Origin of the sequence: Kribbella catacumbae DSM 19601, assembly GCF_000372465.1 — a bacterium.
GTDB classification, from domain to species: Bacteria; Actinomycetota; Actinomycetes; order Propionibacteriales; family Kribbellaceae; genus Kribbella; species Kribbella catacumbae.
This window is the reverse complement of record NZ_AQUZ01000006.1, coordinates 173,459-195,526: the sequence shown is the minus strand read 5'-3', so window position 1 is coordinate 195,526 and position 22,068 is coordinate 173,459. Positions and strand designations below refer to the sequence as shown.

The 22,068-nt window shown below is 68.3% G+C and carries 24 protein-coding genes, 1 tRNA gene and 1 riboswitch; of the genes, 18 read left to right on the top strand and 7 right to left on the bottom strand.

Features of this window, described 5'->3' with window-relative positions:
• The first annotated feature begins 2 nt into the window (after nt 1-2).
• A riboswitch (ZMP/ZTP riboswitch) is annotated at nt 3-94 on the top strand.
• A 20-nt stretch (nt 95-114) separates the two neighbouring features.
• A complete protein-coding gene (gene folP, locus A3ES_RS0109110; protein WP_020386489.1) occupies nt 115-930 on the top strand; it encodes a dihydropteroate synthase in 816 nt (271 codons plus the stop codon).
• A gap of 273 nt (nt 931-1,203) precedes the next feature.
• Here the strand turns inward: folP and zwf are convergent, their stop codons facing one another.
• Both zwf and A3ES_RS0109100 read right to left on the bottom strand, forming a co-directional pair.
• A complete protein-coding gene (gene zwf, locus A3ES_RS0109105; protein ID WP_020386488.1) occupies nt 1,204-2,715 on the bottom strand; it encodes a glucose-6-phosphate dehydrogenase in 1,512 nt (503 codons plus the stop codon).
• Nucleotides 2,716-2,860: 145 nt separating this feature from the next.
• On the bottom strand, nt 2,861-3,916 hold the full coding sequence (locus tag A3ES_RS0109100; protein WP_202806467.1) for a helix-turn-helix transcriptional regulator: 1,056 nt from the start codon (nt 3,914-3,916) through the stop codon (nt 2,861-2,863).
• 74 nt (nt 3,917-3,990) lie between these two features.
• Here A3ES_RS0109100 and A3ES_RS0109095 point away from each other — a divergent pair, with 74 nt between their 5' ends.
• From A3ES_RS0109095 to A3ES_RS53890, 3 genes are all read left to right on the top strand, one after another.
• Nucleotides 3,991-4,299 carry a hypothetical protein gene (locus A3ES_RS0109095; RefSeq protein WP_020386486.1) on the top strand — a complete coding sequence of 103 codons (309 nt, stop codon included), beginning with the start codon at nt 3,991-3,993 and terminating at the stop codon, nt 4,297-4,299.
• 113 nt (nt 4,300-4,412) lie between these two features.
• Nucleotides 4,413-4,856: a hypothetical protein gene (locus A3ES_RS0109090; RefSeq protein ID WP_020386485.1), complete on the top strand. Its 444-nt coding sequence runs from the start codon at nt 4,413-4,415 to the stop codon at nt 4,854-4,856.
• A gap of 145 nt (nt 4,857-5,001) precedes the next feature.
• Nucleotides 5,002-5,172, top strand: coding sequence for a hypothetical protein (locus A3ES_RS53890; protein ID WP_157630407.1), 171 nt, complete (start codon nt 5,002-5,004; stop codon nt 5,170-5,172).
• 552 nt (nt 5,173-5,724) lie between these two features.
• Here the strand turns inward: A3ES_RS53890 and A3ES_RS0109080 are convergent.
• Nucleotides 5,725-5,796: transfer RNA gene (locus tag A3ES_RS0109080), tRNA-Arg, on the bottom strand.
• 155 nt (nt 5,797-5,951) lie between these two features.
• Between A3ES_RS0109080 and A3ES_RS0109075 the strand changes: the two genes are divergently transcribed.
• The 13 genes from A3ES_RS0109075 (at nt 5,952) to prmC (ending at nt 18,887) form a co-directional block, all read left to right on the top strand.
• Nucleotides 5,952-6,137 (top strand): PspC domain-containing protein, encoded by a 186-nt coding sequence (locus A3ES_RS0109075; RefSeq protein WP_040454269.1) that lies wholly within the window; start codon nt 5,952-5,954, stop codon nt 6,135-6,137.
• Between the two features lie 27 nt (nt 6,138-6,164).
• On the top strand, nt 6,165-6,680 hold the full coding sequence (locus A3ES_RS0109070; RefSeq protein ID WP_020386482.1) for a hypothetical protein: 516 nt from the start codon (nt 6,165-6,167) through the stop codon (nt 6,678-6,680).
• Between the two features lie 104 nt (nt 6,681-6,784).
• Nucleotides 6,785-7,027 (top strand): FitA-like ribbon-helix-helix domain-containing protein, encoded by a 243-nt coding sequence (locus A3ES_RS0109065; RefSeq protein WP_020386481.1) that lies wholly within the window; start codon nt 6,785-6,787, stop codon nt 7,025-7,027.
• On the top strand, nt 7,027-7,440 hold the full coding sequence (locus tag A3ES_RS0109060; RefSeq protein ID WP_020386480.1) for a type II toxin-antitoxin system VapC family toxin: 414 nt from the start codon (nt 7,027-7,029) through the stop codon (nt 7,438-7,440). Before A3ES_RS0109065 ends, A3ES_RS0109060 begins: the two co-directional genes overlap by 1 nt.
• A gap of 62 nt (nt 7,441-7,502) precedes the next feature.
• Nucleotides 7,503-9,164, top strand: coding sequence for an arginine--tRNA ligase (gene argS, locus A3ES_RS0109055; RefSeq protein ID WP_020386479.1), 1,662 nt, complete (start codon nt 7,503-7,505; stop codon nt 9,162-9,164).
• Nucleotides 9,161-10,564 carry a diaminopimelate decarboxylase gene (lysA, locus tag A3ES_RS0109050; RefSeq protein ID WP_020386478.1) on the top strand — a complete coding sequence of 468 codons (1,404 nt, stop codon included), beginning with the start codon at nt 9,161-9,163 and terminating at the stop codon, nt 10,562-10,564. The genes argS and lysA overlap by 4 nt, the downstream gene beginning before the upstream one ends.
• Nucleotides 10,561-11,859: a homoserine dehydrogenase gene (locus tag A3ES_RS0109045; RefSeq protein WP_020386477.1), complete on the top strand. Its 1,299-nt coding sequence runs from the start codon at nt 10,561-10,563 to the stop codon at nt 11,857-11,859. Before lysA ends, A3ES_RS0109045 begins: the two co-directional genes overlap by 4 nt.
• A 3-nt stretch (nt 11,860-11,862) precedes the next feature.
• The gene (thrC, locus tag A3ES_RS0109040) at nt 11,863-12,939 is read left to right on the top strand and encodes a threonine synthase (RefSeq protein WP_020386476.1); all 1,077 of its coding nucleotides are present in this window, start codon (nt 11,863-11,865) and stop codon (nt 12,937-12,939) included.
• Nucleotide 12,940: 1 nt separating this feature from the next.
• Nucleotides 12,941-13,972, top strand: a complete 1,032-nt coding sequence (gene thrB, locus A3ES_RS0109035; protein ID WP_020386475.1) for a homoserine kinase — start codon at nt 12,941-12,943, stop codon at nt 13,970-13,972.
• Between the two features lie 270 nt (nt 13,973-14,242).
• A complete protein-coding gene (gene rho, locus A3ES_RS0109030; RefSeq protein WP_020386474.1) occupies nt 14,243-16,474 on the top strand; it encodes a transcription termination factor Rho in 2,232 nt (743 codons plus the stop codon).
• Nucleotides 16,475-16,624: 150 nt separating this feature from the next.
• Nucleotides 16,625-16,831, top strand: a complete 207-nt coding sequence (rpmE, locus tag A3ES_RS0109025) for a 50S ribosomal protein L31 (protein ID WP_020386473.1) — start codon at nt 16,625-16,627, stop codon at nt 16,829-16,831.
• A gap of 149 nt (nt 16,832-16,980) precedes the next feature.
• Nucleotides 16,981-18,057 (top strand): peptide chain release factor 1, encoded by a 1,077-nt coding sequence (gene prfA / locus A3ES_RS0109020; protein ID WP_020386472.1) that lies wholly within the window; start codon nt 16,981-16,983, stop codon nt 18,055-18,057.
• Nucleotides 18,054-18,887, top strand: a complete 834-nt coding sequence (gene prmC / locus A3ES_RS0109015) for a peptide chain release factor N(5)-glutamine methyltransferase (protein ID WP_020386471.1) — start codon at nt 18,054-18,056, stop codon at nt 18,885-18,887. The genes prfA and prmC overlap by 4 nt, the downstream gene beginning before the upstream one ends.
• 1 nt (nt 18,888) lies before the next feature.
• On the opposite strand, the gene A3ES_RS0109010 is transcribed toward prmC, so the two are convergent.
• Nucleotides 18,889-19,830: a hypothetical protein gene (locus A3ES_RS0109010; RefSeq protein WP_237744890.1), complete on the bottom strand. Its 942-nt coding sequence runs from the start codon at nt 19,828-19,830 to the stop codon at nt 18,889-18,891.
• Nucleotides 19,831-19,916: 86 nt separating this feature from the next.
• On the bottom strand, nt 19,917-20,489 hold the full coding sequence (locus A3ES_RS51115) for a TetR/AcrR family transcriptional regulator (protein ID WP_083933297.1): 573 nt from the start codon (nt 20,487-20,489) through the stop codon (nt 19,917-19,919).
• Nucleotides 20,490-20,557: 68 nt separating this feature from the next.
• Here A3ES_RS51115 and A3ES_RS51110 point away from each other — a divergent pair, with 68 nt between their 5' ends.
• Complete coding sequence (locus tag A3ES_RS51110) at nt 20,558-20,908, top strand: DoxX family protein (RefSeq protein WP_020386468.1); 351 nt, start codon at nt 20,558-20,560, stop codon at nt 20,906-20,908.
• On the opposite strand, the gene A3ES_RS0108995 is transcribed toward A3ES_RS51110, so the two are convergent.
• Nucleotides 20,903-21,154 carry a hypothetical protein gene (locus tag A3ES_RS0108995; RefSeq protein WP_020386467.1) on the bottom strand — a complete coding sequence of 84 codons (252 nt, stop codon included), beginning with the start codon at nt 21,152-21,154 and terminating at the stop codon, nt 20,903-20,905. The two genes, A3ES_RS51110 and A3ES_RS0108995, sit on opposite strands and share 6 nt — an antisense overlap.
• Nucleotides 21,151-21,966, bottom strand: a complete 816-nt coding sequence (locus A3ES_RS0108990) for an NAD-dependent epimerase/dehydratase family protein (protein ID WP_020386466.1) — start codon at nt 21,964-21,966, stop codon at nt 21,151-21,153. Before A3ES_RS0108990 ends, A3ES_RS0108995 begins: the two co-directional genes overlap by 4 nt.
• Nucleotides 21,967-22,068: the final 102 nt, after the last annotated feature.

Sequence of the window (22,068 nt, the reverse complement as noted above, 5' to 3'; positions counted from 1 at the left end):
TGCGAGCGGGTCGTGACTGGCGTCTCGGGATGGATCAACCATCGGGAAGCGGCCTCGTCATGATGACGTCGTGCCGTGCGCCTGGGCTTCTGGAATCGATCTGGGAGACACGGCATGGTCCAGTACTGCGGCCCGGCGCCCCGACTCGTCGGCATCGTCAACATCACCACCGACTCGTTCTCGGACGGCGGCCGGTTCCTGAATCCCGAAGCCGCGATCGCTCACGCGTGGAGCCTGCGCGCCGCGGGTGCTGACATCGTCGAGCTCGGGCCGGCCTCGAGTCATCCGGATGCGGAGCAGGTGAGCGCGGCGGAGGAGATCCGCAGGCTCGCCGACGTCATCGATCAGCTGGTCGACGACGGCATCCCCGTGGCGGTGGACTCCTTCCGTGCGGAGACCCAGCGGTACGCCGCCGCGCGGGGAGCCGCCTACTTGAACGACATCCAGGGCTTCCCTCACCACGACAGGTACGAAGAACTCGCCGGCCTCTCTTGCGACCTAGTGGTCATGCACTCGGTCCAACGCCGAGGACCGGCCACCAGGACGGTGACCGATCCGCGGACCATCTGGCCGGAGGTCGAGCAGTTCTTCGCCGACCGCTTGGCCGCACTCGAAGCCGCGGGCGTCAGCCGTGATCGACTGATCATCGACCCCGGTCTGGGCTATTTCCTCGGGAGCAACCCGGAACCGTCGGTGACGATGATGGCCGCGCTCGGGCAGTTGAAGGCACGGTTCGGCCTGCCTGTCCTGGTCTCGCCCTCGAGGAAGTCGTTCCTGCGATCCCTCACCGGCAGCGATCTCGCCGCCATCGGGCCGGCCACCCTGGCGGCAGAGCTGTACGCCGCGACTCAGGGCGTCGACTTCATCCGCACCCACGACGTCGCCGCCCTCCGCGACGCACTGAAGGTGTACGACGCTCTGAGTGGGTAGCTCCTGGAACAAGCAGGGCCCGCAAGGCATCCCCGGCGCGACTGGACCTGTCGGTGCGACCGGACCCGCTGGTGCAACGGGCTGCCCGCCCGGCCAGGTCGTAGTCAGTGGGGGCACCGGCGGCAGGCCCGGACCTCCACCACTCACAAACCTCCCGTTTCCCGCCGGGAGCACGCCTGCGCACGCCTGGCCGGGTGCGATCAGCTAAGGTTTGTGAGTGGCGGCGGTCCGGCCCATGTCCGAAGCAATGGAGGGCATGCGCCGCCCGCGCCGCTAGTCCGTCGAGGCTGGTTTGCCGTGGCGCCATTCGCGTTCGAAGGGGAGGCGCCAGGCGTGCGGGGCGATGAGTTGGTGGATGGCGTTGGGGCCCCAGGTGCCCGGTGCGTAGGGCTTGACCGGCGGTGGGTCTTCCAGCAGCAGGGTCGAGTTCTCCCAGAGTGACTCAATGCCCTCGGCCGTCGTGAACAGCGTGTGGTCGCCGCGCATCGCGTCCAGGATCAGCCGCTCGTACGCTTCCAGTACGTCGCCCGCCGTCGCCGTCTCCTGGGTCGAGAACTGCATCGACAACTTCTCCAGCCGCATCCCCGGGCCCGGGCGCTTGCCGTAGAACGACAGCGACACCCGCGACGAGTCGGCCAGGTCGAAGGTCAGGTGGTCCGGACCCTGCGCCCCGACGCCGGAGCCGGCCGGGAACATCGTCTTCGGCGCCTCCTTGAAGGCGATCGAGATGATCCGCATCCCCTCGGCCATCTTCTTGCCGGTGCGCAGGTAGAACGGCACACCGGCCCAGCGCCAGTTGTCGATCCCGACCTTCATCGCGATGAACGTCTCGGTGTCGGAGTCCGGCGCGACGCCCTCCTCGCCGCGGTAGCCGCCGTACTGGCCGCGGACCACGTCGGCCGGCTGGATCGGCAGCATCGACCGGAAGACCTTGTTCTTCTCCTCCGAGATGGCCCGTGGTTCCAGTGCCGTCGGCGGTTCCATCGCGACGAACGCGAGCACCTGCAGGACGTGCGTGACGACCATGTCCTTGAACGCGCCGGTCGGCTCGTAGAAGGTGGCGCGCTGGTCCAGGCCGAGTGACTCGGGGATGTCGATCTGGATGTGGTCGATGAAGTTGCGGTTCCAGATCGGCTCGAACAGCCCGTTGGCGAACCGGAAGGCGAGAATGTTCTGCGCCGCCTCCTTGCCGAGGAAGTGGTCGATCCGGAAGATCTGCGACTCGTCGAACGTCTCGTGCACGAAGTCGTTCAGCTGGATCGCGCTCTGCAGGTCGTCGCCGAACGGCTTCTCCATCACCACCCGCGCGCGGTCGACGAGGTCGGCGTCGCGCAGCATCTGGATCACCGAGTGCGCGGCCTTCGGCGGCACCGACAGGTAGTGCAGCCGGCAGGCGTCGGGTCCGAGCGCGTTCTCCGCCGTCTTCACCGCGGCCGCGAGCGCGTCCGGCCCGGCCGTGGTCGGCACATACTCAAGCCGGTCGGAGAACTGCGCCCACTCCTCGTCGGTGATCTTGTGCGTCCCGTACGTGTCCACCGCTTCCCGCGCGCGAGCCCGGAACTCGTCCGTCGTGAGCTCCTCGGTCGCAGTACCGATAATCCGTACGTCGGGCGCGAACCGCGACTGCTGCAGGTACGCCAGCCCTGGCAACAGCTTGCGCTTGGCCAGGTCGCCGGTCGCTCCGAACAGCACGATCACGTGCGGAGCAAGCGGCTCAGGATCCCTCCGCGACGGCCGCGAACCGGGCGCCGGATAGGCGATCGTCTGAGTACGGGAGTCGGGCATTTCTGAGTCCTCCTACGGACGGCGCCACCAGCGGTTTTCAGTCTAGGCAGGTCCTACGGCTTGGCGGGGTGCGCCCGGCCCACTCGAGCATGGCGTGGCGACCGTCTGGCCGCGCACGCCGTTGGCCGACGCGGTTGGAGGCAGGTCAGCGCACGGTTCCCGCGTCTGCGCTGGTGCTTCCGAGCGCCCGTGACAGCAGGACTTGCCGGCTTCGTGCGCCCGTGCGCGCGAGTACTGCGCGAATGTGGTCGTGGGCAGTGTGCTCGGAGATGACCAAGCGTTCGGCCACCTTCCGCGTGTCGGCACCTCCGCACAGCAGCGCAAAGACCTCAAGCTCCCGGGTCGTGAGCCCGTGTGCCAGGCCGTACACCTCGGCCCGGTCCGCAGGCGTGCAGTCTTCGATCGCAACTGCGATGTCGGGGCCGAGCCGAGCCGCCCGCATGGTCACCCAGCGCCCCGCAGCCAGGTGGACACGTGCCGTCGGCTCGTGGCTGTCAACGCCTGCCTCCCGGGCGACCAGTTGGGCGGCGACGTTGTAGGCCTGAGCCGGGACGGGGGTCAGGGCGCCGTCGGTTGGGTTGAGCAGGCGGAGCCAGGCATCGGTCGAGGGTGTCTGGGAGCGGACGCCTAGGTCCTCGCCGAGGAGGAGGACAACAGGCCCCAGGCGTTCATCGGGGTGTGTGGTGGTGAACGTCCTGGCCAAGGCCCCACGCAGGCCGCTCGTGATCACAGGCGCGGCTTTGTCGAGGAGAGCGACCTCCTCATCGCCGAACCCATGGGCGCCGTTGCGCCACAGGTCGAGGAACCCCCAGCATCCGTGCCTGTCCCGAAGCACCAGGGACGCCACATCGGTGACCCCGAGGTCCTGCTGGACCTCTCGCCACACCTGGCTCGCCTCGAGGCGGTCGCCCACGGTTCGACGAAGGGTGGCGACTCCGGTCAGCGCGGTCCAGCGGTTGACCTCGGTGAGGTACTTGGCCCGGATCAGCTCGGGCAGTCGCTCGTTGGGCAGCCCCGGCACGGCGGCGATCGGAGACGCGCCGACGCAGGTCACCGGATCAGTGAGGAGGAACGCGTACGCGCCGTACGAGACCAGCCCCGCGAGCGTGTCGAGCAGGCGAATGCGCAGTTCACGCTCGTCGAGGCCCCCCGCACACAGCCGCTCGATCGCGTTGATGGAGCGACGGGGATCGGCAGCCACACCACACAGCATAGGTACTGATCCCACGATTCTGGGATGGTCCGCGCCGGGGTTCCGGCCGGATCCTTGGGGGCATGACCACATTGCGCATCGAGAACACCGTGACGGACTACGACGACTGGAAGGCCGCGTTCGACAGCTACGCCGCGGTCAGGAAGCGGATGGGGGTGCGTTTCTACCGCATCACCCGGAACACCGCGGACGACCACCAGGTTTTCGTGGAGTTGGACTTCCCCGATCGGGAGAAGGCCGAGATCTTCCTCACCTTCCTCACCGACAAGGTATGGCGAACGCCGCGGTCGCGTGCCCTGCTCACTGAACATCACCAGCCGCGCTTCCTCGAGCTGGTCGATGCTGCGGCGATCGTTGCGGAGGCGTCGTGATGCGTTGGGGATCCAGCGCAAAGTGTGCTGATCTCCAGCGGAAAGTAGCAGGCTCGGCCGTGGTGGCTTGCGCGCTCAGCCTGGTGGCGGCGTGCGGCGGCGACACAGGATCGGTGACCACGTCGCCGCCGACTACCTCCACGGCCAGCTCGGGCAAAACGCCCGCCGGCGAGGCTCCGGAGGACCGGGTCGACGTGACCGCCTTGACAGCAACCACGGTCTGCGACGCGATGCCGGTCGCCGAAGTCTCCAAGATCACCGGACGCGAGGTCTCGCACGGCAAAGGCGAGGTCGGAGCCTGCAACTGGAAGGCTCCCGAGGCGATCCGCATCCGCATTTACCCGCCGGCAGAGTGGTCGCCGCACGGCGACTCCGGCATGCGTGACCTGTCAGGCATCGGCAACGAGGCGTACGTTGCCAAGGGATCGTTCGGCAACGGTTACGTCGCCGAAGCCTTGTTCACCGACCGCGCCGTCGCCGCGATCATTCCAGCCGGCTGGGCGACTGAGGAGATGGCGATCGAGCTGCTGCGAGCCGCTGCCGAAAACCTTGGTTGAGGGTCCAGATGCCCTTCCGTGTGTGCGAGCGGCGCGGACGTCGAAGTACCACTGCTGCTCCTGCCGCGACTACCTTGCCGAAAGTCCTTCTGCTGATCATGAAGGAGAACGCAGGATCCGGCGGCTAGGTTGCCTTCAGCAACGAGTGCCCATCCAACCCGCAGACCAAGGGCTTGCCGGGCTGACCTGGCGTCAGAAGGCGGCGAAGCCGCTGCGGTGGTTGGTGTTCCGGAACTGGAACCTGAACTTGGTGCCGTCCCTGACGCCGGAGGCCACGACCTTCCAGCTCGTCCCGACCTGCTTCCACGAGGTCTGACAGGACCCTGTGCCATCGCTCTTGGTGAAGCACACGCGGACCTCCGCGGTGGTGCCCGGCGTCAAGTTGAGCTTCAGATTGATGTCCGCGCACCGACTGGTTGTCGTCCAACTACTACGCCCCACCGGCGGCTGGTAGTACCCCATGCCCGTCGTCTTGGTGAAAGACGTGGGCGTACCAAGACAAGTAGCAGCACTAGCCGTCTGAGCCCCCATCCCAGCAGTAAGCCCGCCGGCCACCACCCCAACAACCCCTGCAACCGCAGCAACCCGTCCTCGTGCAAACCCACCGGCAAATCGAGACATCGTGACCCTCACATTCCCTGGAGAAGTACTCATCCCGAGAAGAGTCACAGCCGAGGCTTTCCACCACCTTTCTAAGCGCTTTCCACCACGGCACCAACCGGCGCCGATTCGCCGGAGGTGACCACAGCGATGGGGGGTCCGGGGGGCGAAGCCCCTCCGGGCGGGGTGTGGGGGCCGCGCCCCCACAAAGCACGAAGGGCGATCCCTGCACGCGCTCTCCGCGTGCATAGATCGCCCAGATCGACCGCGCCCCCGGCAGGATTCGAACCTGCGCACCCGCCTCCGGAGGGCGGTGCTCTATCCCCTGAGCTACGGGGGCTCAGGAACGAGCAGAACAGTAGCAGGAAATTCGGCAAGGGCTCGCACCGGGGGAGACCCTGAACAGCCCCTGGGTCTTGCGCGCGGCGGGATCTCGGCACCGCCGGCAGCCGTCATAGTGGTCGTAAGTCCAAGCACCGAAAGGAAAACGAACTCATGGCTAGCTCTTTGGTCCGTCCGTCCAGCGGTCGATGGATCGGCGGTGTCTGTGCCGGCCTGGGTCGCCGGTTCGGTCTGTCGGCGAACACCGTGCGGCTCATCTTCGTGATCAGCTGTCTGCTGCCCGGCCCGCAGATCCTGGTCTACCTGATTCTCTGGGTCCTGATGCCGTCGGAGCGCTGACGCGGGTGGCATGAAACCCTGCTCTCCATGAGAGCGGGTCTGCTGGCGGTCGCCGTCGCGCTGAGCTTGGTACCCGTGGTGAGCGGCTGTCAGGTCGGCCCGGCGCCACCCGGTCCCGCGGAGCTCAGGACCGGCCCGCCACCGTGGAACGCGCCGCGCGACGCGGTCTCGTACGTCGACAAGGCGGGCTTCGAGCGGTTGCCGCTCGACTTCAAGGGCCCGGCGCCGTTCACGGTGACGCTCACCGTCACCGTCGACGGCAAGCCGGTGCAGGTCCCGGCCGACATCGGCGTCGACCGGATCCGCGCCGAGCAGGCGGCGATCCACACGCACGACACGGACGGCCTGATCTCCGTCGAGGCGAAGACCAAGGCCGAGCGCCCCACGCTGAACCAGTTCTTCACCCTTTGGGGAATCCGGTACGACGCCCGCTGCCTGGCTGACGCCTGTACCTCGCTGACCGTCCGCGTCAACGGCCAGCCGGCGCCCTGGGACACCAAACTCCCCCGCGAAAGCGTGATCGAGGTAGCAGCCAAGCACTGACGAGTCGCAGGAACCTGGCGGCCACCCTCCGCCTGAGCTCAGCTTGACGTCAGTGCCGACAGTGCTAGCATTGAAGGCACTGACGACGATGGAGGTGATTCAGTATGGCAGTGATCACTGTACGTAACCTGGATGACGAGGTAAAGCAGCGCCTACGAGTCCGGGCTGCACGCAACGGCCGCTCAATGGAGGCGGAAGCGCGCGCGATGATCGTCGCCGCTGTGGGCGACGAGGACGAGCCGAAGAACTTCTTCATGGCCTGGCACGAGGCGTTCGCCGAGCTCGGTGGCGTTGACCTCGAGTTGCCGGAGCGGACCGGCACTCACCGGGTCGTCGACTTCGACTGATGATCGTTCTCGACACCAACCTCCTGTCCGAGCTGATGAAGGCCGCACCGGACGAGTTGGTCTGGTCGTGGTTCCAGGCGCAGCTACGCGAGGATCTCCACACCACGGCCATCACCGTTGCTGAGATCCACAGCGGCATCCAGCGGATGCCGAACGGTCGACGCAGAGAACAGGTGCGGAAGACCGCTGACGGGATGTTCGCAGCGGTAACGGACGAGGTCTTGTCCTTCACCGCCGAAGCCGCGATGGCCTACCCGGTCGTGCTGGACCGCCGGACGCGAGCCGGCTTGCCGATTCAGCCTCTCGACGCTCAGATCGCGGCCATCTGCCTGGTCGAGGAGGCCACGTTGGCGACCCGGAACACCAAGGATTTCGTCGAGACCGGGGTGGAGCTCGTCAACCCCTGGGAGTGAGGGCGTACCGGGCTGTGGATACTGAGTCAAGGGTTTGGGGCGCGGGCCATTAGGCTGGCCCGGTGACTCCGGAACAGCTCGCTGAGAAGATTTTACTGGCCCTGACCGCGCTCGTCGGTGACGGGGCGATCACGGTCGAGGGTGGCTTGCCTGGCGAGCTCAAGGTGGAGCGGCCCAAGAACCCCGAGCACGGCGACTACGCGACCAACATCGCGATGCAGCTCGGCAAGCGCTCGAGCCTGGGGAATCCGCGCAAGCTCGCCGAGTTGCTGGCGGCCAAGCTGCAGGACGACGACGCCATCACGGCCGTCGAGATCGCCGGTCCCGGATTCATCAACATCCGGGTCGCGGCCGATGCCCAGGGCAAGATCGCCGCGCAGATCCTGGATGCGGGTCCGGCGTACGGGAGCAGCGACTCGCTCAAGGGTCAGCCGATCAACCTGGAGTTCATCTCCGCCAACCCGACCGGCCCGCTGCACCTGGGGCACACCCGCTGGGCCGCCGTCGGTGACGCGCTGGCCCGGGTGCTGATCGCGGCCGGCGCCAAGGTGACCCGCGAGTTCTACGTGAACGACCGCGGCGCCCAGATGGACAAGTTCGGCTCCTCGCTGCAAGCCGCCGCGCACGGCGTACCGGTGCCGGAGGACGGGTACCACGGGGAGTACATCAACGATCTCGCCGCGCAGATCGTCGCCGAGGTGCCGGGGATCAAGGAGTTGCCCGAGGACCAGCAGCCGGTCGCGTTCCGCGAGGCCGGCTACGAGCGGCAGCTCAAGGAGCAGCAGAGCCAGCTCGAGCAGTTCCGGACCAAGTTCGACGTCTGGATGTCGGAGCGCAGCCTGCACGAGCAGGACGGTGTCGGCCACGCGATCGAGAAGCTCCGCGAGCAGGGCCACCTGTTCGACGACGACGGCGCGCTCTGGATGCGCACCACCGACTTCACCGACGACAAGGACCGGGTGCTGATCCGGACCAACGGCGAGCCGACGTACTTCGCCTCCGACGCGGCGTACTACGTGAACAAGCGCGAGCGCGGCTTCGAGGTCTGCATCTATCTGCTCGGCGCCGACCACCACGGCTACGTGAACCGCCTCAAGGCGATCGCGGCCTGCGCCGGTGACGACCCCGAGCACAACATCGAGATCCTGATCGGCCAGCTCGTCAAGATCCTCAAGAACGGCGAGGAGATGAAGCTGTCCAAGCGGGCCGGCACCATCGTCACGCTCGCCGAGCTGGTCGAGGAGAGCGGCGTCGACCCCCTGCGGTACACGCTGTGCCGCTACCCGGTGGACTCGCCGCTGACGCTGGACATCGAGGAGATGACCCGCCAGGTCAGCGAGAACCCGGTGTACTACGTGCAGTACGCGCATGCTCGGCTGGCCTCGATCCTGCGCAACGCCGACGAGCTCGGGATCAAGCTGGACGAGTTCGATCCGGGGCTGCTCAGCCACGAGAAGGAGGGCGACCTGCTCCGGGCGCTGGCCGAGTTCCCGCGGGTCGTCGCGACCGCGGCCGAGCTGCGCGAGCCGCACCGGGTGGCCCGCTACCTCGAGGACACCGCTTCGGCGTTCCACAAGTTCTACGACAACTGCCGCGTGCTCCCGCGCGGCGACGAGGAGGTGGAGCCGGTGCACAAGGCTCGCCTGACCCTGGTCGGTGCGACCAGGACCGTGCTCGCCAACGGGCTGGACCTGCTTGGCGTCAGCGCTCCGGAGCGGATGTGAGGGCGCACGAGGCGGGCACGCTGCACGCCGACATCGGCCACAAGGTTCCGCCGTGGCTGCGCGCGCCGCGTGATCCCAACGACCTGGTCACCTCGCTGTGGTCGAACACGGCCAAGAAGAACGCCGAAGGCGCCCTCGAGGTCGGCGGCGTCGACCTGCGCGAGCTCGTCGCCGAGCACGGCAGCCCGGCGTACGTGCTGGACGAGGACGACTTCCGGGCCCGGGCACGCGCGTTCAAGCACGGGTTCAAGGACTTCGACGTGTTCTACGCGGGCAAGGCCTTCCTCTGTACGACGGTCGTCCGCTGGGTGATGGAGGAGGGGCTCAACCTCGACATCTGCTCGGGCGGCGAGCTCGCCGTCGCCCTCAGAGCGGGCGCTGACCCCAAGCGGCTCGGGTTCCACGGCAACAACAAGTCCGAGCAGGAGCTCGCCCGTGCTCTCGACGCCGGTGTCGGCCGGATCATCGTCGACTCCCAGCACGAGATCTCCCGATTGATCGCGCTGGCGGGCGAGCGGGACATGGTCGCGCCGGTGATGGTCCGGGTCACCGCGGGCGTCGAGGCGCACACCCACGAGTACATCGCGACCGCCCACGAGGACCAGAAGTTCGGCTTCTCGATCACCTCGGGAGCGGCGTACGAGGCCGTTGCCCGGGTCAACGAAGCGGCCGAGCTGGAGCTGCTCGGGCTGCACTCGCACATCGGCTCGCAGATCTTCGACTCGTCCGGGTTCGAGGTGGCCGCCAAGCGCGTGATCGCCTTGCACGCAAGGGTTTCCGACGAGCTCGGCGTAGACATGCCGGAGCTCGACCTGGGCGGCGGTTTCGGGATCGCCTACACCACCCAGGACGATCCGTCCGACCCGGCGCAGCTGGCCACCGAGATGGGCAAAATCGTCGAGCACGAGTGTCGCGCGTTCGGCGTCGACGTGCCGAAGGTGTCGATCGAGCCGGGCCGCGCGATCGTCGGGCCGGCCGTCTGCACGGTCTACACGGTCGGCACGGTCAAGGAGGTCGCGCTCGACGCCGGCGCGCAGCGGACGTACGTCTCCGTCGACGGCGGGATGAGCGACAACATCCGCACCGCCCTGTACGACGCGGACTACTCCTGCACGCTGGCCAACCGGTACTCCGATGCCGAGCCGACGCTGGCCCGGGTGGTCGGCAAGCACTGCGAGTCGGGCGACATCGTGGTCAAGGACGAGTTCGTCCCGGCGGACGTCACGCCGGGCGACCTGGTCGCAGTACCGGGCACCGGCGCCTACTGCCGGTCGATGGCGAGCAACTACAACCACGTACCGCGGCCACCGGTGATCGCGGTCAAGGACGGGCAGTCGCGGGTCGTGGTTCGTCGCGAGACCGAGGACGACATGCTCGCACTGGACATGGGGGCCGAGTGAACACGTCAGCCAAACCCTTGAAGGTGGCGCTGCTGGGCTGCGGCGTCGTCGGGACCGAGGTGGTCCGGATCCTCACCGAGCGGGCCGACGACCTCGCCGCCCGGGTCGGCGCCCCGCTGGAGATCGCGGGGATCGCCGTCCGCCGGGCCGGCCGGGCCCGCGACATCGCCGTCGACCCCGCGCTCGTCACCACCGACGCGCAGGCGCTGGTCGCTCGCGACGACCTGGACCTGGTGATCGAGGTGATCGGCGGGATCGAACCCGCCCGCGGCCTGATCCTGAGCGCGCTCGAGCACGGCGCCTCGGTCATCACGGCGAACAAGGCACTGCTCGCCGAGGACGGCCCGACGCTGTTCGCCGCCGCCGAGAAGTACGAGCGCGACCTGTACTTCGAGGCCGCCGTCGCCGGCGCGATCCCGATCCTGCGGCCGCTGCGCGAGTCGCTGGCCGGTGACGACATCACCCGGGTGATGGGCATCGTCAACGGCACCACGAACTACATCCTCGACAAGATGGACTCCACCGGCGCGGGCTTCGACGAGGCACTCGAAGAGGCCCAGGCCCTCGGGTACGCCGAGGCCGACCCGACCGCCGACATCGAGGGGTTCGACGCGGCCGCGAAGGCCGCGCTGCTGGCGAGTTTGGCCTTCCACACCAGGGTTTCCATCGCCGACGTGCACCGCGAGGGCATCACCGAGGTGTCCGCGACGGACATCGCCTCGGCCCGCGAGATGGGCTGCGTGGTGAAGTTCCTGGCGATCTGCGAGCTGGACGAGGCGAGCGACTCCGTCGGCGCCCGCGTCTACCCGGCGATGATCCCGCTGAGCCATCCGCTGGCCTCGGTCCGGGACGCGTACAACGCCATCTTCGTGGAATCCAAAGCGGCCGGCCAGCTGATGTTCTATGGTCGTGGGGCCGGCGGTGCCCCGACGGCCAGTGCTGTCCTCGGGGATCTGGTATCCGCCGCGCGCAACCGGCTCAAGGGCGTGCCGGGGGTCGGCGAGTCGTCGTACACTCAGCGGGCCGCGCGGCCGATGGGTGCCACCCGCACTCGCTATCACGTGTCGCTGGACGTGGCCGACAAGGCCGGGGTACTGGCGGCGGTGGCCCATGCCTTCGCCGAGCACGGCGTGTCGATCCAGACCGTCCGTCAGGAAGGCCGGGGCGGTGACGCGCAGCTTGTCGTGGTCACCCACACCGCCACCGACGCCGCTCTGGCCGCGACCGTGGAAGCCCTGCGCGAGATGGACATCGTGCGAGAAGTCAGCAGTGTGATGCGGGTAGAAGGAGATTGAGCCATGGCTCTGCAGCGGCCACACCAGTGGCGAGGCGTGATCGAGGAATACCGCGACCGGCTCCCGGTTTCGGCGGACACTCCGGTGGTCACCCTCGGCGAAGGCGGTACGCCGCTGGTGGCCGCGCAGTGGCTGAGCGAGCAGACCAACTGCGAGGTCTGGCTCAAGGTCGAGGGCAACAACCCGACCGGCTCGTTCAAGGACCGCGGCATGACGGTGGCGATCTCGCTGGCCGCGCAGGCCGGTGACAAGGCCGTCGTCTGCGCCTCGACCGGCAACACGTCGGCTTCCGCCGCGGCGTACGCGGTGCGCGCTGGGCTGCTGCCGCTGGTCCTGATCCCGGCCGGCCGGATCGCGAAGGGCAAGCTCGCGCAGGCGATCGTGCACGGCGCGAAGCTGATCTCGATCGACGGCGGCTTCGACGACTGCCTGCGGATCGTGCGCGAACTGGGCAAGCACTACCCGGTTGCGCTGGTGAACTCGGTCAACCCGGTCCGGCTGGAAGGCCAGAAGACCGCGGCGTTCGAGGTGTGCGACGCGCTCGGCGACGCGCCGGACCTGCACGTGCTCCCAGTCGGCAACGCGGGCAACATCGCGGCGTACTGGAAGGGCTATCTGGAGTACAAGAAGGACGGGATCTCCTCGAAGGCGCCGCAGATGTGGGGTTTCCAGGCCGAGGGCGCCGCGCCGATCGTGACCGGCCGGATCGTTGAGAAGCCGGACACGGCCGCGACCGCGATCCGGGTCGGCAACCCTGCGTCCTGGACGCTAGCCGAAGCCGCGCGGGACGAGTCGGGCGGCCGGATCGAGGCCGTCAGCGATGACCAGATCCTGTCCGCGCAACGCGACCTGGCCGCACGCGAAGGCGTCTTCGTCGAGCCCGCCTCGGCCGCCGGGGTGGCCGGACTGCTGGCCGCCAAGGCCGCGGGCCGCCTCGATGCCGGATCGACCGTGGTGATCACTGTCACAGGCCATGGCCTGAAGGACATCGACACCGCACTGTCGTACGCGACCATCGAGGAGGCTCCCGTGACGCCGGCCGACACCGACGCGGTGGCACGCGTCGCCGGGCTGGTGTGAGTTGGCGACCGGCGGACCGGTCCGCGTCCGGATCCCGGCCACCAGCGCGAACCTCGGCCCGGGCTTCGACGCCTTCGGCCTGGCCCTGACCCAGTACGACGAATTGATGGTGACGCCCGGTGGTTCCGGGGTGACCGTCGAGGTGACCGGCCCGGGTGAAGGCGAGGTGCCGCTGGACGAGTCGCATCTCGTGGTGCGCTCGATCCGCGCCGGGCTGGAGTCGCTCGGTGCGTCAGTGCCCGGTTTCGCACTGCAGTGCGAGAACGGGATCCCGCACGGTCGTGGCCTGGGTTCGTCGTCGGCCGCGATCGTCGGCGGCATCGCAGCGGCGTACGGGCTGACTGGTACGCCGATCGACCGCGATCAGGTGCTGGCGCTGGCGAACGAGATCGAGGGGCATCCCGACAACGTCGCCGCGAGCGTGCTGGGTGGCTTCACGATCGCGTGGACCGATGGCGAGACCGGCCGGGCGATCCGGTTGGAGCCGGTGGCCGACTTGTCGGTGGTCGCCTATGTCCCGTCGACGCGAGTGCTGACCAAAGAGGCTCGCGGGTTGCTGCCGAGCGCAGTACCGCATGCGGATGCGGCGGCGAACGCTGGTCGGGCCGCGTTGCTCGTCGCGGCGCTGACGGCGAGGCCGGAGCTGCTGATGACGGCGACCGAAGACAGGCTGCATCAGGAGTATCGCGAGGCCGCAATGCCCGAGAGCCTTGCCCTGGTTCGCAAGCTCCGGGGGAGCGGACTGCCGGCCGTCATCAGTGGCGCGGGCCCGACGGTGCTGGTGCTGGGCGGTCCCCCAGAAGGCTTGGCGGCCGACTCGGTGGACGAGGAAGACCTGTCGCAGCGGCCGGTGACCTCGGACGACGAGGAGCCGAGTGGATACCCGCAGGCACCGGACGGCTGGCGGCGCTACGAGCTCGGTATAGATCCACTCGGTGTGCAGGTCTGGTCCGCCGATGCGGAACAACTGATCGCCGAGGGCGGGAATGAACGATCCCGGACACGCGTTGAACACCTCGAGGCAGCAGACTGACCCTGAGTGGTGCTAGTCTCGACTCACCCGATCCCCTCCAGGTGATCGGCGAACTCTCGCCGCATCGGGCTTTGCTCCCGGCACCCAGGTGTACGTGGCGATCTCCCAGTGAAGGACTTGCGCCGCCTGCGCCGGAGATTTCCGGGGGACCCCAGATTCAGCGAGAGCCGCCTCTTTATTACCCCGCGTCGCCGTTTCGTCGGTCGCGGGAGATGATTCCGGGCGATGAACCTTTCAGGACATCGTCCATCCGTGTGGGAAGGACCTCACGTGACAGAAACTGTTGAAGCCTCCAGCGGAGCCGGTACTTCGGCCCCGGGCACTGACGCGACGGCTACCGCCGGAACGCGGCGCCGCAAGGCCGGAGGCGGCCTCGAAGGCATGCTGCTCCCCGAGCTCAAGCAGCTCGCCGGGACGCTCGGCATCAAGGGCACCGGCGCGCTGCGCAAGGGCCAGCTGATCGAGGCGATCAAGGCGGCCCAGTCGGGCAGCGGTTCGGCGAGCGGTTCCCGCTCGCGGTCGAGCCAGCCGACCCTCGACGAGGCAGCCCCGGAGCCAGTGGTGGCCGTGCAGCGCTCGAAGCGCCCGGTGGCCGAGGCCCCGGCTCAGGACGCCCCTCAGCGAGCCGGTAGCCGCCGGACGCGGGCCGCCGCCGGTCAGACCGGCGCGGAGACGGCCGAGCAGAACGGCGCCGCCACCAAGGTGGTCGAGCCGGCCCCGGTCGCGGCGCAGAGCAGCAGCCCGGTGGCCGAGGCCGTCCAGGCGCCGGAGAAGGCTGACAACTCATCGGCCGAGCAGACCTCCGACCGCGGCGAGAGCCGTGGTGACCGGGGCGAGGGCAACCGCGACCGCAACCGTGGCCGCGACTCCCAGACCCGCGACTCGCAGCAGACCCGCGACGGCCGCGACTCTCAGCAGAGCCGTGGCGAGAGCCAGCGCGACGGCCAGCAGGCCCGCGACGGCCAGAGTCGTGGCGAAGGCCGGGACGGCGGCAGCTCCAGCAACCGCGACTCCCAGCCGGCCCGCGACGGTCAGGCCCGTGACGGTCAGGCCCGCGATGGCCAGGCCCGCGACGGTCAGCGCACCGACCGTGACGCCAACCGCGAAGGCGGCCGTGACGGTGGTCGCGACGGTGGGCGCGACGGTGGGCGGGACGCCAACCGTGACCGGCAGAGCCAGAACGACCGCGGCGAAGAGGGCGAAGGCCGTCGCCGCCGCCGTCGGGGCCGCGACCGCGACCGGACCGGCAGCGAGCGCCCGAGCCGCGACACCGGTGGCCGCGACAACCAGCGCAACCGCGGCCGCAACGACCGCTTCGAGCCGGAGCCGACGATCAACGAGGACGACGTCCTTGTGCCGGCCGCGGGGATCCTCGACGTGCTCGACAACTACGCCTTCGTCCGGACCAGCGGCTACCTGCCGGGCCCGAACGACGTGTACGTCGCGCTGTCGATGGTGAAGCGCTACGGCCTGCGCAAGGGTGACGCGATCACCGGCGCGGTGAAGCAGCCGTCGGACGGCGAGCGCAAGGAGAAGTTCAACCCGCTGGTCCGGATCGACACCGTCAACGGGTCGGACCCGGAGGTCGCCAAGCAGCGTCAGGACTTCAACAAGCTGACCCCGCTGTACGCGACCGAGCGGCTTCGCCTCGAGACCGAGCCGAACATCCTCACCACCCGGATCGTCGACATCGTCAGCCCGATCGGCAAGGGCCAGCGCGGCCTGATCGTCTCGCCGCCGAAGGCCGGTAAGACGATGGTGCTGCAGGCACTGGCGAACGCGATCACCACGAACAACCCCGAAGTACACCTGATGGTCGTGCTGGTGGACGAGCGGCCCGAAGAGGTCACCGACATGCAGCGCACGGTCAAGGGTGAGGTCATCGCCTCGACCTTCGACCGGCCGGCCGACGACCACACCACGGTCGCGGAGCTGGCGATCGAGCGGGCCAAGCGCCTGGTCGAGCTGGGTCACGACGTGGTCGTGCTGCTCGACTCGATCACCCGCCTGGGCCGGGCGTACAACATCGCGGCACCGGCCAGCGGCCGGATCCTGTCCGGTGGTGTCGACTCGTCGGCGCTCTACCCGCCGAAACGGTTCTTCGGCGCGGCCCGCAACATCGAGGACGGCGGCTCGCTGACCATCCTGGCGACGGCGCTGATCGAGACCGGCTCCAAGATGGACGAGGTCATCTTCGAGGAGTTCAAGGGCACCGGCAACATGGAGCTGCGGCTGCGCCGCGAGTTCGCCGACCGCCGGATCTTCCCCGCCATCGACGTAGTCGCCTCCGGCACCCGCCGCGAGGAGCTGCTGATGAGCAAGGACGAGACGGCTGTGGTCTGGAAGCTGCGCCGGGTGCTGTCCGCCCTGGACGGCCAGGCCGCCCTGGAGCTCCTGATCGGCAAGCTCAAGGAGAGCAAGTCGAACATCGAGTTCCTGCTCCAGGTCAACAAGACCACCCCGTCGGCGGGCAGCGGCCGCAGTACCGACGACGGCAGCTGATTGCACTACCTCGCAAGCTGACTGGATCGCCCCGGAATACTGGGGCGATTCGTCAGGTTGGGGGGTCTGATGGCAGACTTGTCTGTTGGTTCCGGTTCACGTTCGCACCTGGCGGGCGACCCGGGGCGCGCAATGACATCGAGGAGATCCATGAAGAGCGACATCCACCCGAACTACGTGGCGACCAAGGTGACTTGTGCCTGCGGCGCGTCGTTCGACACGTACAGCACCGCGGAGAACGGCGTCATCCACTCCGACGTGTGCTCGCAGTGCCACCCGTTCTACACCGGCAAGCAGAAGATTCTCGACACCGGTGGCCGCGTCGCCCGCTTCGAGAAGCGGTACGCGAAGAAGTAGCGACGAAAGCTCTGGGCGAGGTGTGCCTGCGGACAACGCAGGCCGCCTCGCTTTCGTGTGTTGTGCGGCTTCGCCGCGAGCGGGGGCTTCGCCACCCGCACCCCCTTTGCGCGGGTTGATGCTTGTTCGTACCCGAGAGGAGTGCAGGCATGTTCGAAGCGGTACAGACGCTGAAGGCGGAGTACGCCGAGCTGGAGCGGCGGATGTCGGATCCAGAGCTGCACTCCGACCAGGCCGTCGCGCGTCAGGTCGGCAAGCGGTACGCCGCGCTGGCGCCGGTGGTTCGCGCGTACGACGAGTGGCTGCAGACCGCCGACGACATCGAGGCGGCGCGTGAGCTGGCGCACGAGGATCCGTCCTTCGCCGAGGAGGCCACCAAGCTCGAGCACCGGCGCGACGAGCTGGCCGAGAAGCTGCAGGTGCTGCTCGTCCCGCGTGACCCGAGTGACGACAAGGACGCGATCCTCGAGATCAAGGCCGGCGAGGGCGGCGACGAGTCGGCGCTGTTCGCGGGCGACCTGCTGAAGATGTACCTGAAGTACGCCGAGTCGCAGAACTGGAAGACCGAGGTGCTCGACTCGGCCGAGTCCGATCTCGGTGGCTACAAGTCGATCACCGTCGCGGTGAAGGCCAAGGGCACGCCCGAGCCCGGCGAAGCGCCGTACGCGAAGCTGAAGTTCGAGGGCGGCGTGCACCGGGTGCAGCGGGTGCCGGTGACCGAGTCACAGGGCCGGATCCACACTTCGGCGGCCGGCGTGCTGGTGCTGCCCGAGGCGGAGGACGTGGACGTCGAGATCGACCAGAACGACCTGCGGATCGACGTGTTCCGGTCGTCCGGTCCGGGTGGTCAGAGCGTCAACACGACCGACTCGGCGGTCCGGATCACCCACCTGCCGACCGGCATCGTCGTGTCGATGCAGAACGAGAAGTCCCAGCTGCAGAACCGCGAGCAGGCGATGCGCGTACTGCGGTCCCGGCTGCTCGCCGCTGCTCAGGAGGCCGCCAACCAGGAGGCGTCCGACGCCCGCCGGTCGCAGATCCGCACCGTCGACCGCTCCGAGCGCGTCCGCACCTACAACTTCCCGGAGAACCGCTTCTCCGACCACCGGGTCGGCTACAAGGCGCACAACCTGGACCAGGTGCTCAACGGCGAGCTCGCCCCGGTGATCCAGGCGTTGACCGACGCCGACCTCACTGCGCGTCTAGAGGCCGTCGAGTCCCAGTGAGCGTCCGTACTCTGCTCGCCGAGGCCACTGCGCAGCTGGCCGAGGCAGGCGTCGCCTCACCCGACTACGACGCCGCCGAGCTACTTGCCCACGTCACCGGCGTACGCCGGATGCAGCTCGGCATGGTGCAGCCCACAGCCGACCAGCTAGCGCAGTACGCAGTCCTGCTGGCGCGCCGGGCGCAGCGAGAGCCACTACAACACCTGACCGGTACTGCGGCCTTCCGCTACCGCGACCTTGCCGTAGGGCCAGGCGTGTTCGTGCCGAGGCCGGAGACCGAGGTGCTCGTCGGCTGGATCCTCGACCGGATCGCCGACGTCGAGAACCCCTTGGTGGTGGATCTTTGCAGCGGTTCGGGAGCAATCGCGGGAGCTGTCGCCACGGAGCGGCCCGACAGCACTGTGCACGCGGTCGAGTTGTCGGCCGAGGCGTGCGTCTGGGCCCGGCGCAACCTGGCGGGGACCGGAGCCACCTTGCATGAGGGCGACATCGACGGCTGCCTGCCCGAGCTGGATGGCCAGGTCGACGCGGTGATCTCCAACCCGCCGTACATCCCTTTGACTGCTTGGGAATCCGTCACGGCCGAGGTACGCGATCACGACCCGGCCCTGGCGCTGTGGTCGGGCGACGACGGGCTGGACGAGATCAAGGTGGTCGCCGCGACAGCTGGGCGGTTGCTGAAGCCCGGTGGCTGGTTCGGTTGCGAGCATGCCGACGTACAAGGGGAATCGGCGCCGGCGGTGTTCGCCGCGACCGGTTTGTTCACCGAGGTTCGCGACCAGCACGACCTGTCCGGGCGGCACCGTTTCGCAACTGGCCGACGGGTCTGAACTACTCGTAGACCACGAACTCCGGCCGGGGTTTGAGCACCATCACCTGCGCGGGCGTCATCAGCGGGCCGTGCCGGGTGTCTTCTTGGTAGAAGAGTTTGAACCCCGCGTGCACCCCGGGCGCCATCGTCTGGGTGAGCTTGCGCCACGTGGATTCCTTGGCCGAGCGGCTGCCGATGCCGTCGACCGACTTGATCGTGACCACCCCCGGGTGCCGCTTCAGCGCCGTCTCGTTGCTGACGATCCGCGCCGACAACTGATGGAAGACGAACACCTTCTCCGGCAGGTTGTGCCGGCTGACCAGCCCGGACAGGTACTGCGCGATGCCGTCCAGCTCGGCACCACTGGTGTGCCCGAAGACCTTCCCCGGCACCTGGCTCGGCCCGACCGCCCACTCGGGGTCGAAGGCGAGGCCGACGTCGGGTTCCTTCAGCCACCGCTCCTGCCGTTTCACCTCGTCGAGGATCTTCGCCCGGCCCGGCTGGATGTCGAGCAGCAGGAGCATCCGGTGCTTGCGGGCGACCTTCAGGTAGCTCTCGATCTTCTGGTCGGACAGCCGGCTGCGGTACTTGCGGTCCTTGCCGGGATGATCGTTCGCGACCACGACGATGAGTTCGAGCACCGGCAGCGGAGTACGGCCGACGGCATAGGACCTGGCGAGCTTGTCCAGCTTCTCCGCCTTCGCGTCCAGGTCCTTGTCGAGCGGCCCGAGCGCCGGCGAGCCGGGCAGACCGACGTACCCGACGAGCTGGTACTTCGGGAACAGCTGCCGCCCACCGCGGGGCAGCCCGCCGTCCGCCGCGGGAGCGGGCATCGTGCTGGCTGGTTTCGGCACGGGTTTGAGACTCGGCGCCGAGCCCGCGTCCGCCTTTCCGTCGCCGTCCGCCTTGCCGTCGCCATCGCCGCAACCGGCCGCCAACAGCAGCATCAGGGTCGTGAGCACCACACCAGTCCTGCGCACCGCACCAGACAACCACGCCAAACCGACAAAGCCACGTCCAGGCGTGGCGGACTAGTGGTGGGTCACCACTAGGTGATCGCCTCGGAGACCCGGCCGAGCGCAGCCAGGATGCGAGTCGGGTCGAAGACCAGTTCCTCCGACAGCAGCGACTGGACGAGCAACCCCGTGAACATCGCGTGGACCAATCCGCCGGCGTCGATTCCGGCCGCGTCCGACCCGAGGCCGAGGAGCTGGGCGACTCGTGGACGCGTGGCGGCGAATCCCTCGGCGAGCCGGTCCGCGACCACCGGATCGTGGAGCCCCCGGCCCAGCGCGACGACGAACGCGCGCGCGAGGTCCTCGTTCTCGGCACGCGTTGCCTCGACTGCCTGCGCTGCTTGCCGGAAACGCTCGGCCGAGGGTGCCTCGCCGTCCACCGCCGAGAGACCGTCGCCAATGCTCTCGAGCCACCGATCGAGGCCCTCGACCACCGCGGCCGACATCAGTTCGTCCTTCGAGCCGAAGTGGTAGCCGATCGACGCCAGGTTCGCGCCGGACTGCCGCGCCACGGCGCGTGCCGATATCTGGTCGACCGGCAGCTGAGCGAGACAGCTGAGGGCCCCTTCGAGCAGAGCGGCTCGATTACTCGGTTGCGCACACATGGAGCGAGGGTAGCGGCAATCTAGACGTTCGTATAAATTCGAACACAGTCACTACGGGAAGGTGTCCCATGACCGTCGCGCTGTACGTTGTGGCCGGCCTCTTGGTCGCGTTGCTCGGGTTCTCTGCCAGCCTGAAGTTCTCGGGGAAGCCGGAGGTGGTTGCGTCCTACGCCCGCGTGGGCGTCGCCCGTCGCCGCCTTCCCGTCCTGGCAAGTGTGCTGCTGCTAGGTGCTGCTGGAGTTGTCGCTGGATTCATCTGGACACCCTTGGGTGTAGCCGCGGCAAGTTGTCTGGCGCTGTACTTCGTGTTGGCGCTCGTCGCCCACGCAACTCACCGGGACCTGTCGCACGCTGCGACGCCCGCGGTAATCCTGGCGCTCGCAATCGGTGCCGCCGTTCTGTTCGGCATGGAGCTATGACCTGGTCCAGATCCGCCGTAGCGACTCGGCGCGGCGAAGTCGGCGATAGGTCCACAGGACGCTTTGCGCGACAACGACCCCGACTGCGGCGTTCGCAAAACCCAGGAGCGCGGCCACCGGGATCTGCCCGATGCTGATGTCGCCGACGCTCATCACGAGGATCGGCCAGCCGACCGTCGCCAGCGGTAGGGCGGCCCACCACCAACGGCCCAGGAGCAGGCCGAAAACTATGACCGTGGGGATCACGGCCGGTCGCCCCGGTTCGGCGCGTCGTCGAACGCCGGTCGTCCCGTCCGCTCCGTCGCGTACAGCCCTCCGACGTGCATCGCCTCAGCGTCGTCGTCGGGCCGGGCCGGCAGGCGGTCAGCGAAGACCTCCGCATCGTCCTGCGGCAGGTATCCCAGTGCGCGACCCGGATCGAGGTCCCACCAGGCGCGGCTGTTGGCCGAAATGCCGTAGATCACGACAAACCCGGTCGTGCTGGCCGTCAGGCAGGCATCGAACATCCGGACGCAGTCAGCGTGGGAAAGCCAGGTCGAAAGAGCCCGCCGGGAATCCGGTTCTGACCTGAAGGAACCTATTCGGCAAGCGATCGTACTGAGGCCGTAGCGGTCGGCGTACAGACTGAGGAGTGCTTCCGCGGTGACCTTGCTGACCCCATAGAACGTGTCTGGACGATGGGGCGCATCGACCGGCAGGACTTCAGTTCGAGGGTGATAGCCAACGGCGTGGTTGGAAGACGCATAGACGAAGCGTCGTACGCGCTGGGCCACCGAGGCCTCGAGCAGTGCCAGGGTGGTGATGGCGTGCGACTCCAGTGCCGCGGGAAGAGAGGTCTCTCCCGGATGGCCGGCGAGGTGAATGACGGCCTCGGGCTGCTCGATCTCGAAGATCGACCGGACAGCCGCCGCGTCCCTGCAGTCGACTTGGTGCCAACGGGTGTGCCGGGAGTCGACCGCGACCTTGTCCAGCCCGATCACCGTGTGCCCTCGGCCGGCCAGGCCCTCGCAGAGGACCTGGCCAATGCGCCCCGCGGCACCCGCTATCAGCACCTTCATCTATCCAAGCTAGCAGCTATCTATACATTCGTGCAGATAGATCGTACGACGGACGCCCACGCGGCTCCTGCGTCGCCGCTCCCCACCCCTCAGCTACCTCGC

Coding starts and splice junctions, on each gene's coding strand:
- thrC (WP_020386476.1), top strand. CDS start 11,863: ATGGCTCTGCAGCGGCCACACCAGTGGCGAGGCGTGATCGAGGAATAC.
- folP (WP_020386489.1), top strand. CDS start 115: ATGGTCCAGTACTGCGGCCCGGCGCCCCGACTCGTCGGCATCGTCAAC.
- A3ES_RS0109075 (WP_040454269.1), top strand. CDS start 5,952: ATGGCTAGCTCTTTGGTCCGTCCGTCCAGCGGTCGATGGATCGGCGGT.
- A3ES_RS51115 (WP_083933297.1), bottom strand. CDS start 20,489: ATGTGTGCGCAACCGAGTAATCGAGCCGCTCTGCTCGAAGGGGCCCTC.
- A3ES_RS0109070 (WP_020386482.1), top strand. CDS start 6,165: ATGAGAGCGGGTCTGCTGGCGGTCGCCGTCGCGCTGAGCTTGGTACCC.
- A3ES_RS0108990 (WP_020386466.1), bottom strand. CDS start 21,966: ATGAAGGTGCTGATAGCGGGTGCCGCGGGGCGCATTGGCCAGGTCCTC.
- zwf (WP_020386488.1), bottom strand. CDS start 2,715: ATGCCCGACTCCCGTACTCAGACGATCGCCTATCCGGCGCCCGGTTCG.
- A3ES_RS0109065 (WP_020386481.1), top strand. CDS start 6,785: ATGGCAGTGATCACTGTACGTAACCTGGATGACGAGGTAAAGCAGCGC.
- A3ES_RS0109060 (WP_020386480.1), top strand. CDS start 7,027: ATGATCGTTCTCGACACCAACCTCCTGTCCGAGCTGATGAAGGCCGCA.
- A3ES_RS0109095 (WP_020386486.1), top strand. CDS start 3,991: ATGACCACATTGCGCATCGAGAACACCGTGACGGACTACGACGACTGG.
- rpmE (WP_020386473.1), top strand. CDS start 16,625: ATGAAGAGCGACATCCACCCGAACTACGTGGCGACCAAGGTGACTTGT.
- prfA (WP_020386472.1), top strand. CDS start 16,981: ATGTTCGAAGCGGTACAGACGCTGAAGGCGGAGTACGCCGAGCTGGAG.
- A3ES_RS51110 (WP_020386468.1), top strand. CDS start 20,558: ATGACCGTCGCGCTGTACGTTGTGGCCGGCCTCTTGGTCGCGTTGCTC.